Here is a 12636-nt window from a genome sequence, read left to right on the forward strand (position 1 = left end):
TCAAGGATTAGGGGTTAATAGTGCCGCCTTAGTGCAGGTAACAACCGGTGCAATAGCTGGAACTTACCTCGTTATTAATGATAGCACGGCTGGCTTCCAATCCAGCAATGATTTATTAATAAATATCACCGGATTTACTGGCACTTTACCAGCTTTAGGGAGCATTCCAGTGGGTAATTTCTTTATCTAAGTGTCTAAGCTCTCCTTCTAAGTCACCTAGAAAAAGGGTTTCTCGGAGAAACCCTTTTTCTGGATATGAAAATCAAAGCAACTACCAAGAAGCTGCCACGACGGGAACGGTGGAATTTCAAATCATCCAGAACATTAGACCTCAACATAATATTATCTTGGGACTAAAATTTTTTCTGGTTAAGAAACTTACCAAACAAAAATGATTTTAATTGACCCATTATCGAACTATTTAATTAGTACAAAAGAGCAAAGCAAGCTGTGATCAGGTGATAATTTTTGGAGATGTCTATTAGCCTGAATTATTCACCAATTGCTGGCCGTTTTTTAGCCAGATCGCTGAAGGACTTTCCTAGCAAGACTTTTAAGTATCTTCCCAAATCTTCATCAATAATCGGGGCTAAGTAAATAAAATTTCACAACTCGATCGCTACAATTATCCCGCCAAGAACTACAATAACCCTAGGCATCTGTGTGAAAAAAAGGCCCATCTATGCAACTTTCGCCCCAAGAAAAAGATAAATTACTCATTTTTACGGCGGCACTGCTCGCCGAAAGACGCAAAAACCGTGGTATCAAGTTAAATTATCCCGAAGCGATCGCCTATATTAGCGCCGCCATCCTCGAAGGTGCGAGGGAAGGTCGTAGCGTCGCTGAATTGATGAGTTACGGCACCACTTTGTTAACTCGCGAGGAGGTAATGGAAGGCATCCCGGAAATGATTACAGAAGTGCAGATCGAAGCGACTTTTCCCGATGGTACTAAATTAGTTACCGTTCACAATCCCATTCACTAACAGGAGATTTTTAGCAGTTATGATTCCGGGAGAAATTATCACACCATCCGGAGCGATCGAGATTAATGTCGGTCGCGACACCCTGCGTATTTCTGTGGCTAATACAGGCGATCGACCGATTCAAGTGGGTTCCCACTATCATTTTTATGAAGTTAACCAGGCCCTGGAGTTCCAGCGCGAATTAACCAAAGGAACCCATCTGAATATTCCCGCAGGTACGTCCGTTAGATTTGAACCGGGAGACACGAAAGAGGTGGAATTAGTTGCCATTGCGGGTACTGAAGAAATTTATGGCTTTAATGGTTTAATTAATGGTTCTCTCAAAGGCAAGAAAAAGAAAAAGTAGGGTCTTAACGGAAAAATTATCATAGTTCGATCGCTCAATTGTGGTAACATCAAGGCAACGATAACTAATTCTTTCCAAGACTATGACGACGGTAAAAATTGGCATCATTGGCGGCAGTGGTTTGTATAAAATGGATGCCCTCAAGGATGTGCGGGAAGTATCCCTCGATACTCCTTTTGGTTCTCCTTCCGATGCTTTAATTCTCGGTACTTTAGAGGGAACAGAAGTTGCCTTTTTAGCGCGTCATGGCAGAGGTCACCATTTTTTACCGACCGAATTACCCTTTCGAGCTAATATTCACGCTCTCAAACAATTAGGGGTTGAATATATTATTTCCGCTTCGGCCGTTGGTTCCCTCAAAGCCGAAGTTAAACCCCTAGATTTAGTCATTCCCGATCAATTTATTGACAGAACTAAAGAGAGAATAGCGACTTTTTTTGGGGAAGGAATTGTTGCCCACGTTGCCTTTGGTGATCCCATTTGTCCCCAATTAGCCGAAATTTTAGGGGATGCCGTCGCTAGTTTAAACCTACCAGAAGTTACCCTGCATCGGGGGGGTACATACATCTGTATGGAGGGGCCGGCTTTTTCTACTAAAGCGGAATCAAATCTCTATAGAAGTTGGGGCGCAACCGTCATCGGTATGACCAATTTAACCGAGGCAAAATTAGCCCGAGAAGCGGAAATTGCCTACGCTACCTTAGCCCTAGTTACCGATTACGATTGTTGGCATCCCGATCACGATCATGTCACGGTAGAAATGGTGATCGAAAATCTCCACCATAACGCTATTAATGCCCAAAAAGTTATCCAAGAAACGGTGCGCCGTTTGGCAGCTAATCCCCCCGTTTCTGCCGCTCATTCTGCCCTTAAATATGCCATTCTTACCCGTCTAGATTCTGTTCCCGTCGCCACTAAAGAAAAATTAGCTCTCTTTTTGAAAAAATATGAAGAAGTAGAGAAATAAGAGCCGAGAAAAGTCGCCGATAAATCTAGAAATGGGTCATTTTTCTCGCTGTTATTCAGACGATCAATTTGACCCTTAACGAAGGCAGGGGGCCATCGGCAGGAGTCAGTATTCAGGAGTCAGGAGATAGGAGATTATTTTATTTATTCTCCCCACACCCCACACCCTACACCCCACACCCCACACCCTACACCCTGCCCCCACGAACAGCTTTTTGCCGCAAACCCTAACTAGCTAGATATTCTCTGATCTTGGCCTTGCGTTTTCTTAATTTAGCGATCGCTTCTCGTTCGATCTGACGGACGCGTTCACGACTGATATTGAGTCGAACGCCAATTTTTGCTAGGGTGAGGGGCTGCCCATTATCTAAACCAAAACGCAGACAAATCACTTCTTTTTGTTGAGGGGTGAGGTCTGCCATCAGTTTTTCTAAGTCCACTTGCAGGGAAGAATAGGCAGTGTAATCTTCCGGGGAAAGTCCCGTATCTTCCAAGAGTTCCCCTAATTCCGTGTCTTGATTGTCCCCCACCTTTAAGTCAAGGGAAAGGGGTTGACGGGACCTTTCCAAGTAGTCTCGCACCTGTTTAGGAGTTAAGTCTAATTCCTCGGCTAATTCGGCAATGGTGGCGGCGCGACCTTTATCTTGAGCTAGTTGACGCTGGGCCTTTTTGATTTTATTCAGTTTTTCGGTGATGTGGATGGGCAGACGGATGGTGCGACTTTTTTCTGCGATCGCCCGGGTGATGGCTTGGCGAATCCACCAATAGGCATAGGTGGAGAAGCGATAGCCTTTGGTGGGATCGAATTTTTCCACCCCTCTTTGCATCCCAATGGTTCCCTCTTGGATCAGATCTAATAGATCTAGATTGCGTTTTAGGTATTTTTTAGCGACGGAAACCACTAGACGCAGGTTCGCTTCTACCATCTTACGTTTGGCGAAATCCCCTGCCCCCAATTCTCGACGCAGTTGTTCTTCACTAATTTCCGCCGCTTCTGACCACTGGCGATCGCTGGGGTCGCTGCCGAGTTTCGCCCTTAGGGATTCTTTGATTTTTTCCAGAAAAATTAATCTTTGTACCTGTTTCGCGTAGAGAATTTCTTCTTCATGGCTGAGAAGGGGAACTCGGCCAATTTCTCTGAGATAGGCGCGAACTGGATCGGTGGGGTTTTTCGAGGTTTTCATGAGTGCGCGTCGGTTGAGGGTTGATATTCAGGGATTGATGGCGTTTTTCAGATTGCTTCCCCAGGGCAGTAAAGGAGATGCTATCAGAGTTTTTTCTCGTTTTGTAAAGAGATAAGTGAGTGGTTACTCAACTATAGAGAGAAATCTCATTGACTATTTAATTGCCTCTATAGTCCTTTTTTTGGCTATATATAGATTTTATGGGCATAAATGGCGAGTAGTGAGAAGCTTGGTTATTTAACTAATATTACAACAATTATTAAATATTGTAAAGTTTATGAGAAAAAAATCACCCCTCTCAGGAAAGCACCAATGAAGAGGAGGTTTGAGTATCTCTACTCATAGATTAGCCAAAGGTTTCCGATCAGGATGCAATCTAGATGACAAAATCAGCAATTTTCTCAGATAGCGATCGCAGAGTAGGCAGTGAGGGAAGTATTTTCAGTCAACAGTGAACTGAAAACTCACAGCTGACGACCGTCTCCCGTCTATTGCCCTTGCCTAGCGGTTCAGGGGGGATTGTGTAAAAATAAGAGAAGATCGGTTTTTTTTTACTAAACCTATGGCCACTTCTTCCATTGCCGTTAGAGAATTACCTCTCTTTCCCCTACCCGAAGTTGTTTTATTTCCGGGTCGTCCCCTGCCCCTGCACATCTTCGAGTTTCGCTATCGGATTATGATGAATACGATATTGGAAGAAGATCGCCGTTTTGGGGTCTTAATGGTAGATCCGGCCACGGGAGAAATCGCTAAAGTGGGCAGTTGTGCGGAAGTTGTCCGTTGTCAACGTCTTCCAGATGATCGCTTAAAAATTCTCACCATCGGTCAACAGCGCTTCCGTGTCCTAGAATACGTCCGGGAAAAACCCTATCGTGTCGGTTTAGTGGAGTGGATTGAAGATGTCCCCACCACCCAAGATCTGCGACCTCTGGCCAAAGAAGTGGATCGACTGCTGCGGGACGTGGTTCATCTATCAGCCAAATTAACCGCTCAAAAAATTGAACTCCCCGACGATTTGCCTAGTCTTCCCCTGGAATTATCCTACTGGGTGGCGGGTAATCTCTACGGTGTGGCCGGGGAACAACAAGCTTTATTAGAAATGCTCGATACAGTCAGTCGTCTCCAACGAGAATCGGAAATTCTCACCTCAACCCGCAATCATCTGGCCGCTCGCACGGCTCTTAAAGATGCTTTAAATTAATGATCTGTAGGTTTTTCAGCTGCGGCAGCGGATGTTATTTCAGTGAACAGTGATCAGTAAACAGTAATCGGTGAACTGATAACTGATAACTGATAACTGTTAACCTGGGGATTACCTAATGTTTACCTTGATACAGTAAAGTGGGGTTAAAATTGTTAGCCCCTCGCCTAGGAGAACTTTGATCATGTTGCTCACCTATAATCCCAACGTCTCACCCTTCCGAGAAGACTATAGCGAGAGTCGTCGGCTCCACTTTTATGAGCGCGGGGAGAATATTCCTCTGGTGGCTGATGGAGTCTGGCAAGTTTATCGGGGTATGGCGCAACTAAGTCAAGTATCTGAGAGTGGAGAGGAAATTTTACTAGGTTGGGTTCATTCATCCCACTTTTTCGGCTTAAATTTGACTCATCTGGAATCTTATCACGCCAGAGCCTTGTCGGAACTGTACCTAAAATGGTACACGATCACCGAAGTGGAAAATTCGGCGGAATTAACCAGGATGATGTTAAATCAAATGATCCGTCGTCAACAACAAACGGAATCGCTCCTTGCGATCGCAGGACTGAAACGAGTGGAGGAACGTCTTCAGCAGTTACTACAGTTATTAAAGCGGGAAATGGGAGAACCAATCGCCCAAGGCAGTCGTTTAAAGATACGTTTAACCCATCAAAATCTCGCCAATGCTATCGGCACCACAAGGGTAACGGTGACGCGTTTGTTAGGGGAATTTCAGCGTCAGGGATGGGTGAGCAGCGATTGCGACCGCCATTTGATTATTCACCATTAATCCCTCTTCTGTCACTCTAGGGAACGGGAAAACAGAAATGACAGGGAAAAACGGATTCTAACAGAGAATTTATTCATCGATTAAGTTGATTATATAGAAAAGAAAAGTAGTGAATTAGTCCAGGGGTAAAGAAAAACCATAGCCAAGCTTTTCAGCGATTCAAGTAACCGAAAGGCTCGATAAATAACCAGGGTAAGCTCATCTTAACAATCCTTGACAAAATGGACTTGATGTGAGTTGCTTACCCGGAGAGCGCTTCAGGCATATTTGATGAGAATTAGCCATCTCAATTGTTAAGCAAAAATCGACCCGTTTGGTCGATTTTGTAACTATTTTGATTGACTGGTATCACTTGAACTGCCCATGCGGATCACAAAATTGGCCAATTGTCAATAGCGTTTGAGATGCTCTCACCCTGGCTAATTAACCCTGGACTAAAGAAGACTTGAGCGCAAAAATTTTCTCGATTACCTCTTCTACCACCTTATCGGGAGTGGAAGCACCAGAAGTCACTCCGACGATAATTTTTCCCTCATTTAACCAGTTATCAGTGATGATTAAATCGCCACCTAAAGGTTTATGTTCGATGCGATTACCGGGGAGAATGCGCTCGGCACTATCGATATGATAGGAGGGAATGGCACGCTCGATCGCTATTTCCTGTAGGTGAGTGGTATTAGAGGAATTATAACCGCCAATTACCACCATTAAAGAAAGCGGTTCTTTCACCAGTTCAAACATGGCATCTTGACGCTCTTGAGTGGCATCACAGATGGTATTAAAACTCATGAAATGATCTTTAAAATTGATCGGTCCGTACTTTCTCAACATAGTATGCTCGAAGAGTTTGCCAATTTCCTCCGTTTCACTTTTCAGCATTGTGGTCTGATTGGCAATACCGATATAATCTAGATCGCGATCGGGATCGAAACCCTGGGAATGGGCATTTTTAAACTCCTCTAAAAACTCATTTTTATCACCACCGTGGAGAATATAATTAGCGACATCATTAGCTTGAGCCAAATTTAAAACGATTAGATAAGTGCCAGCAAAAGAGCTAGTGGCGATCGTTTCTTCGTGATTATATTTGCCGTGAATAATCGAAGTGTGGTCGCTTTTTTTGTGTTTTTCTACGGAATTCCACACCTTAGAAACCCAGGGACAAGTAGTATCCACAATCATGCAACCCTTATCGTTAAGTATTTTCATTTCCGAGACACTGGCCCCAAAAGCAGGTAAAATCACCACATCCCCCGATTCCACCACAGTAAAGTCTTTTTGGCCATTTTCCACCGGAATAAAACCCACGGCCATGGAGCGCAGACGCTGATTAACCGAGGGATTGTGAATAATTTCGTTAGTAATCCAGAGACGTTCCTGGGGAAAATGTTGACGAGTTTCGTAGGCCATAGCAACAGCGCGTTCTACCCCCCAACAAAAACCAAAAGCTTGAGCGAGATAGATCGTCACCTCACCCCGTTCTAAACGATAATTATTTTCACGAATTTCTTGGATCAGGTCGCTTTGATACTCATTGGTCATCGCATCCATTACTTCTTCTTTGTGACCGAATCCCTTGCGGTTATAGTTATCCGATTGCTGTAGGGTGCGTTTAAAGGATTTTGTATCCATGATTCTCTGATAGGGGTATTGGTGGCGCTAAATTGGGCGAGACAGTAGCTTGCCATATATTTAAAATACCTTATCTAGTCAGCGCAGGAAGCTTTTAGAGACTAGAGAGAAATTCCTCGTCGATATCGTAACCAAACTGTTGAGCGAAAAATTTTAAGCGAGATAAAGCAGGAATTTGCTGACTTTTCAGCCAATCAGACAAAATAAAGAGTTTTTGCATCACAAAAATCTCTAAAGCTTCGGGATTATATTGAATTCCTTCCCCGCGATGGAATTGATGGGGAACCAACATAGCAGCATAACGGGCGATTTCTCCCTGTTTTGGGTCAAGAATAAAGATTAACCAAGGATAAACTGCATCCAAACGCAAAAACCACAGCCTAACTTCCGGTATCTCCGATAATTCCCGCATATCACCCTCCGCACGAGGATAATCTATCTCTAATTGTAGAGCTTGTTCCAATTTTGCGATCGCTGCCCGCGACTGATAATCTTGAATAATAGTCTCTAAAGATGAGAGATCGAGATTTTGAATCTGATTGGGGTTAAGAGCGATTTTGACAGTCATAGGAGCAAATAAAAGGTTATATCGGGCAAAATTACCGTTTTTTATCCCTAGATCACAATGATCTATCTCAGAAAATACTCTCAATCGGGACAAAAAAACTGGCTATGACTATTCTCTCACTCCAGAGCGAGAGAGGGAAACCAGACAAAAATCCTCATGATTGGATTTCTCCCACAATTTAACCTCCCCTGCACACCGGGGTTTTTTAGATTGATAACTATTAGGGTGATATTGTCCTCGTTTGCTCATCAGTTCCGCTTGACAAAGAGCTAATCGATGACTAATTACTATGGTTATTTTATCGGTGGCTAAAGTGCGAAACATTTGCTAGATTTCCTATTCTCCATTGGCAGCAAGGGAGCCAGTCTTTTACTCAAAAATGAGCCATGCTAAGGATAATTATTTTAGAGGATTTAACCCTTTTTCTCTTAACTTAATTAAGTTCAATCAATCGGGATTATCAAAGAGAGTTATATCGGGTAAATTAGCTACTTTATCAATTACTTTACCCTGAACAAATCCTCGAACTCGATCGCGCAAAGAAGCAAAGAGTAAACCGGTAATCGTGCTGAGGGAATCGGTGAACAAGCTCAGGAAAATTAATCCGCTCACACTTGCGACTACATTTAAAACAAACAACGGTTGAGTCTTGTCTGACGAATAATACACATTATTACAGTCCCCGGCGCTCGAACCAGGGATAAAGGTACAATAGAACTGTAGAGATCTGGAGGGTTGCTATGTTTACACACAACTTAGATGACAAAAAACTGTCCCTCGATCTAGAAGGGAAAACACCGCAAAAACTCACCTATCGTTCACCAAAAATCTACCACCTTGATCGCCCTAGCAATTTATCAACAGAAAGGAATTCAAGGACGGCGGGATTTAGAAGGAAAATTTGCCCTCGTTATTCTTGATGGAAGTCCTGCGGCAAAATTCCCTAGGCATTGGTGATGTCGAAAGTGGCAGTCGCATCAGCAGTTCCCTAGCTGTGATCCCATGGTTGCCACCAAGCAACTGAAGTAAGACGAGGATATCATCCCGGATCGGCAAGGGAAACTGGACTAAAATCCCCAAGGTTGGATTTCTCCCACAATTTAATCTCCCCTGCACACCGGGGTAGTCAGCAAAATCGAGAACTAGGGACACGAATTATGGGAAAATAAGCTCATCTTCTCCGCTTTTATCCCATGCAAGCCAACTTTTTTACTAATATCCTCTTACCCGTTGCCCTAGGCGTTTTAATGTTAGGCATGGGATTAGGATTAATTCTCGCCGATTTTCAGCGTATCACCCGTTATCCCAAAGCAGTCCTGATCGGTTTAGTCAATCAAATTATTATTCTACCGATCGTCGGCTTTATTATTGTTTCTCTTTTGCCTCTCCGGCCAGAAATTGCCGTCGGTTTAATGATTGTCGCCATTTGTCCAGGCGGTCCTTCCTCCAATGTTTTAACCTATTTAGCTAAGGGAGATGTGGCCCTTTCTGTTACTTTAACCGCTTTTAGCAGCATCATCACCATTTTCACAATACCTTTTTTAGCTAGTTTCATTCTCCAGCATTTTATGGGTGAAAGTGCCGCCATCTCCCTACCCATTGGTTCCACTATGGCGCAGATATTTTTGATTATAGTTTTACCCCTGGTTATGGGTATGACTATCCGCCATTACTTTCCTTTACTGGCCAAAAGTCTGGAACCGATAACTAATCGTTTAGCCGTAATTTTTCTAGCAGTTATTATCTGCTTATTAATCCTGAGAGAATGGCAACGTTTACCTTTATTTATCGCTCAAACTGGTCTGGCAGTGATCATTTTAAATACGATTGCTTCCCTAATTGGCTTTTTCAGTGGTCGTTTATTTCAATTAACTATTGCCCAAAGAATTTGTATCGCCATCGAAGTGGGTATTCAAAGCGGCACTTTAGCTATTGCTATCACTGCCGGTTTATTAAAGAGTCCCGATCTAGCCATTCCCGCAATGGTCTATAGTTTATGGATGTATGTCAGTGCTTTTATAGCTGTTTATTATGGTCGCAAAAAAGCAGCTTTGGTAAAATAGCTAAATGGAGTGATAGGATATAGCTAAAAACTGATAACTGATTATGTTAATTGGTAAATATTTAACCCTAGAAGAATTATCTACCTGTTCCCAAACCTATCAAAAGTATGCAGCACAAATCGACCCCTATCCAAAAAATCCTGCAACGATAACCGCTTGGCAAAATCTCGCTCACTTTATTATCGATCCAATTATTGATAATTTTGGTCGAGAAAGATTCCAATTAACCTACGGATTTTGTTCCAATGATCTGAGAAAATTTCTCCAAAAAAAAGACCCGATCACTGGCTTAAAAAACGGTAGAATCGATCCCAGTCGTGATCAACATTGCGCCCACGAAATTAATCAAAAAGGTCAATATTATTGTCAGCGATTGGGGGCAGCCTGTGATTTTCGGATTATCGATTTAACTAGCGATCGCCTGATAGATTGGATTTTAAACAAAAAATTACCCTTTGATTCTCTCTATTTTTACGGAATTAATCGCCCAATTCATATCAGCTATGGACCCCAACATAAACGAGATCTATGGACTTTTACCCCTAGAGGAACACCGACTAAAAAAGGTTTACAATCATGGTTAGAAGCCGCTAAATCTATCGATTCTGAAGCTAAAAAATCCCTGACAGGGGGACAAGACATCTCAAAGCGTTGTCCACAAAGGTTTTTAGGCTCCTCAGTTACAAATAGATACATCCCTTTCAGCCAAAAAGCTAACGAGAGAATCAGGGATTTGGGCGAGCTTATTAGAAATCTTTATCAACAATGGGGAGTGATCTGCATCGAACTTTTTCGCTTGAACACCCCAAAAAGCTTATGCTGTAAGGAGTTCAGCCAGCTTGTCCCCCTGTCAGATCAAATAGTCATTGATATTAAAGTAATCTTAGCTGGATTGCTCTCTAATAAAGGAGCATCCTATAAACTCTTAACCATGCTCAATGACCAACGCTTTCAAATCAATGTATCTGCCACTCTAGTTTTTGAGTACGAAGAAATACTAAAAAGAGAACAACAACAAATAGATTTAAACAATGAAGACATAGATAACATTATTAATGGAATTTGCCATCTAGCCAACCATCACGAAATCTTTTATGTTTGGCGACCATTAGCCAAAGACAAAGATGATGAATTTTTGATAGATTTAGCCCTCAAATGTCAAGCTAATTTTATAATCAGTTACAATCAAAGAGACCTAAAACCCATTGAAAAATTCGGCATTTTTATTTTAACACCCAAACAATTTTTACGATTACTAGGAAAAATCAAACCATGAAACTAAGCACCAACATTCCAGATGTTTTATATCAACAAATTGAAACCTTAGCCAATAAACAAAACATACCAGTAGAGCAACTTGTAACAATGGCTTTATCTGCCCAAATATCCTCTTGGATGACTAAAGATTATCTAGAAGAAAAAGCACAACAGGGAAGTTGGGAGAAGTTTCAACAAGCATTAGCTAAAGTTTCAGATGGGGAGCCAGAAGAATATGACAAAATGTAACAAAATTCTTTTTTGGTAAATCTATAGAAAAATCCCAAGTTAAAGCTGAAATTGTTGCTGAATACTTTTGGACTAAGGAGAATTTTTTATTCGTGGTTCGCTTAATTTTTTAAGGAAAGGTTTTTAAATTTTTCTGTAACTTTTGTCCTGTATTGTTTCTAGCGAATAACTGTAGGATGGTACTCGAAGGTAGCTCGCTGTTCGGTCGTTCGTTAAGAAAAATGACTGGAAGGGTGATACTTGGTCATGCGTTTGGTAGCATGGCGGGAGAAGAAATGTAATTGTTATGGGCAAACCACAAATCGCCGTCCGAATTCCCCCACCTCTCCTCGCCGAACTCAACCAGTACGTCGAGCGGGCTGGCACGTCCAAGACGGATGTGATCGTCAGTGCGATTGCTGCTTACTTGGGCTGTGCCGAGACTGTACCGTTGAGCCAGCGGGTAGCTGAGTTGGAGAGGAGAATGGCAGCGATAGAGAAGGGGGCTAGGGGTGAATAATGGAATTCGATGTATTTCTCTGTCACAATAGTCAGGACAAACCTGAAGTTAAAGAGATTGCCGAAACCCTCAAACAAAAAGGTCTAACGCCTTGGCTAGATGAGTGGCAACTACAACCCGGACTGCCTTGGCAGCGAGAACTTGAGAAGCAGATTCAAAACATCAAGTCAGCCGCCGTTTTTGTGGGGGGAAGTGGCATCGGCCCCTGGCAACAGATGGAGATCGAAGCCTATCTACGCCGCTTTGTGAAACAAGGGTGTCCTGTCATTCCAGTTCTGCTTCCCAATGCGCCCAATCAACCAGATCTACCACTTTTTCTAGAGGGCATGACCTGGGTGGATTTTCGGCGTTTGTCCCCCAAACCTATGGAGCGATTAATTTGGGGAATCACAGGAATTAAACCTCGCTCTCCTCTTCAGTCCCAAACTTTTACCTTTGAAACCTTTACTGTCAACCCCAATGGTAAAGCCAGCCAACCCGAAAGCAGAACCGCCCGCTACTACAGCGAAGATTTGAGCAAAGGCATCACCCTAGAAATGGTCGCCATCCCGGGGGGAACTTTCCTGATGGGAACAAAAGACGAGGAAATCGAAAGACTGGTGAAAAAATTTAATTGGGAAGGATTTAGAAGGGAAAGACCACAACATGAAGTAACTGTCCCACCCTTCGACCTGGGTAAATATCCCATCACCCAGGCTCAGTGGAAAGCGATCGCCTCTCGCACGGATTTAAAAGTTAAACAAGACCTTGATCTCAAACCAGCCTATTTTAAAGACCGTCCCGATAGCGATCGCCGTCCCGTGGAACAAGTCAACTGGTACGATGCGATCGAGTTCTGTGCGAGATTATCAAAACTAACGGTTCGGGAATACCGACTACCGAGTGAAGCGGAATGGGAA

Annotated in this window: 15 protein-coding genes and 1 pseudogene; 11 read left to right on the forward strand and 5 right to left on the reverse strand. The window is 42.9% G+C overall.

Going from position 1 to position 12636, the window contains the following annotated elements; translation table 11 throughout:
• The 4 genes from O9323_RS17530 to O9323_RS17545 all read left to right on the forward strand — a co-directional run.
• On the forward strand, positions 1 to 190 hold a 190-nt coding region (locus O9323_RS17530), incomplete at its 5' end, for a bluetail domain-containing putative surface protein (RefSeq protein ID WP_288125483.1).
• A 492-nt stretch (positions 191 to 682) separates the two neighbouring features.
• Positions 683 to 985, forward strand: coding sequence for an urease subunit gamma (gene ureA, locus O9323_RS17535; RefSeq protein ID WP_002738360.1), 303 nt, complete (start codon positions 683 to 685; stop codon positions 983 to 985).
• Between the two features lie 19 nt (positions 986 to 1004).
• Entirely contained in the window at positions 1005 to 1331 is a 327-nt protein-coding gene (gene ureB, locus O9323_RS17540) for an urease subunit beta (protein ID WP_002748322.1), read from the forward strand.
• 82 nt (positions 1332 to 1413) lie between these two features.
• A complete protein-coding gene (locus tag O9323_RS17545; RefSeq protein ID WP_002751667.1) occupies positions 1414 to 2298 on the forward strand; it encodes an S-methyl-5'-thioadenosine phosphorylase in 885 nt (294 codons plus the stop codon).
• Positions 2299 to 2524: 226 nt separating this feature from the next.
• On the opposite strand, the gene O9323_RS17550 is transcribed toward O9323_RS17545, so the two are convergent.
• The gene (locus O9323_RS17550; protein WP_002739411.1) at positions 2525 to 3481 is read right to left on the reverse strand and encodes an RNA polymerase sigma factor, RpoD/SigA family; all 957 of its coding nucleotides are present in this window, start codon (positions 3479 to 3481) and stop codon (positions 2525 to 2527) included.
• A gap of 562 nt (positions 3482 to 4043) precedes the next feature.
• Here O9323_RS17550 and O9323_RS17555 point away from each other — a divergent pair.
• Entirely contained in the window at positions 4044 to 4682 is a 639-nt protein-coding gene (locus O9323_RS17555) for an LON peptidase substrate-binding domain-containing protein (RefSeq protein WP_002739408.1), read from the forward strand.
• 184 nt (positions 4683 to 4866) lie between these two features.
• Positions 4867 to 5469 carry a Crp/Fnr family transcriptional regulator gene (locus O9323_RS17560; protein WP_002748318.1) on the forward strand — a complete coding sequence of 201 codons (603 nt, stop codon included), beginning with the start codon at positions 4867 to 4869 and terminating at the stop codon, positions 5467 to 5469.
• A 423-nt stretch (positions 5470 to 5892) separates the two neighbouring features.
• Here O9323_RS17560 and O9323_RS17565 read toward each other — a convergent pair whose 3' ends face one another.
• The 4 genes from O9323_RS17565 to O9323_RS17580 all read right to left on the reverse strand — a co-directional run bounded on the left by O9323_RS17565 (position 5893) and on the right by O9323_RS17580 (position 8281).
• On the reverse strand, positions 5893 to 7101 hold the full coding sequence (locus O9323_RS17565; RefSeq protein ID WP_002751666.1) for a 4-hydroxy-3-methylbut-2-enyl diphosphate reductase: 1209 nt from the start codon (positions 7099 to 7101) through the stop codon (positions 5893 to 5895).
• 94 nt (positions 7102 to 7195) lie between these two features.
• Complete coding sequence (locus O9323_RS17570; protein ID WP_002738641.1) at positions 7196 to 7669, reverse strand: CRR6 family NdhI maturation factor; 474 nt, start codon at positions 7667 to 7669, stop codon at positions 7196 to 7198.
• A 108-nt stretch (positions 7670 to 7777) separates the two neighbouring features.
• Entirely contained in the window at positions 7778 to 7993 is a 216-nt protein-coding gene (locus O9323_RS17575) for a hypothetical protein (protein WP_043997518.1), read from the reverse strand.
• Positions 7994 to 8116: 123 nt separating this feature from the next.
• The gene (locus O9323_RS17580) at positions 8117 to 8281 is read right to left on the reverse strand and encodes a hypothetical protein (RefSeq protein WP_223210779.1); all 165 of its coding nucleotides are present in this window, start codon (positions 8279 to 8281) and stop codon (positions 8117 to 8119) included.
• Positions 8282 to 8862: 581 nt separating this feature from the next.
• Between O9323_RS17580 and O9323_RS17585 the strand changes: the two genes are divergently transcribed.
• The 5 genes and pseudogenes from O9323_RS17585 to O9323_RS17605 form a co-directional block, all read left to right on the forward strand.
• Positions 8863 to 9732 (forward strand): bile acid:sodium symporter family protein, encoded by an 870-nt coding sequence (locus O9323_RS17585; protein ID WP_288125485.1) that lies wholly within the window; start codon positions 8863 to 8865, stop codon positions 9730 to 9732.
• Between the two features lie 43 nt (positions 9733 to 9775).
• Positions 9776 to 10354, forward strand: a pseudogene (locus O9323_RS17590) (hypothetical protein); the annotation flags it as partial.
• A gap of 150 nt (positions 10355 to 10504) precedes the next feature.
• Complete coding sequence (locus O9323_RS17595) at positions 10505 to 11008, forward strand: putative toxin-antitoxin system toxin component, PIN family (RefSeq protein ID WP_288125487.1); 504 nt, start codon at positions 10505 to 10507, stop codon at positions 11006 to 11008.
• On the forward strand, positions 11005 to 11238 hold the full coding sequence (locus O9323_RS17600) for a hypothetical protein (protein WP_024969288.1): 234 nt from the start codon (positions 11005 to 11007) through the stop codon (positions 11236 to 11238). The genes O9323_RS17595 and O9323_RS17600 overlap by 4 nt, the downstream gene beginning before the upstream one ends.
• A gap of 498 nt (positions 11239 to 11736) precedes the next feature.
• Positions 11737 to 12636 (forward strand): TIR domain-containing protein (locus O9323_RS17605; protein ID WP_288125486.1); only part of this gene is annotated, 900 nt, incomplete at its 3' end.

The organism is Microcystis sp. LE19-131.1A, assembly GCF_027532015.1.
Taxonomy (GTDB): domain Bacteria; phylum Cyanobacteriota; class Cyanobacteriia; order Cyanobacteriales; family Microcystaceae; genus Microcystis; species Microcystis ichthyoblabe_A.

Excerpts from the sequence above, each read along its gene's own strand:
- ureA (WP_002738360.1), top strand. The coding sequence starts at position 683 with ATGCAACTTTCGCCCCAAGAAAAAGATAAATTACTCATTTTTACGGCG.
- ureB (WP_002748322.1), top strand. The coding sequence starts at position 1,005 with ATGATTCCGGGAGAAATTATCACACCATCCGGAGCGATCGAGATTAAT.
- O9323_RS17545 (WP_002751667.1), top strand. The coding sequence starts at position 1,414 with ATGACGACGGTAAAAATTGGCATCATTGGCGGCAGTGGTTTGTATAAA.
- O9323_RS17550 (WP_002739411.1), bottom strand. The coding sequence starts at position 3,481 with ATGAAAACCTCGAAAAACCCCACCGATCCAGTTCGCGCCTATCTCAGA.
- O9323_RS17555 (WP_002739408.1), top strand. The coding sequence starts at position 4,044 with ATGGCCACTTCTTCCATTGCCGTTAGAGAATTACCTCTCTTTCCCCTA.
- O9323_RS17560 (WP_002748318.1), top strand. The coding sequence starts at position 4,867 with ATGTTGCTCACCTATAATCCCAACGTCTCACCCTTCCGAGAAGACTAT.
- O9323_RS17565 (WP_002751666.1), bottom strand. The coding sequence starts at position 7,101 with ATGGATACAAAATCCTTTAAACGCACCCTACAGCAATCGGATAACTAT.
- O9323_RS17570 (WP_002738641.1), bottom strand. The coding sequence starts at position 7,669 with ATGACTGTCAAAATCGCTCTTAACCCCAATCAGATTCAAAATCTCGAT.
- O9323_RS17575 (WP_043997518.1), bottom strand. The coding sequence starts at position 7,993 with ATGTTTCGCACTTTAGCCACCGATAAAATAACCATAGTAATTAGTCAT.
- O9323_RS17585 (WP_288125485.1), top strand. The coding sequence starts at position 8,863 with ATGCAAGCCAACTTTTTTACTAATATCCTCTTACCCGTTGCCCTAGGC.
- O9323_RS17600 (WP_024969288.1), top strand. The coding sequence starts at position 11,005 with ATGAAACTAAGCACCAACATTCCAGATGTTTTATATCAACAAATTGAA.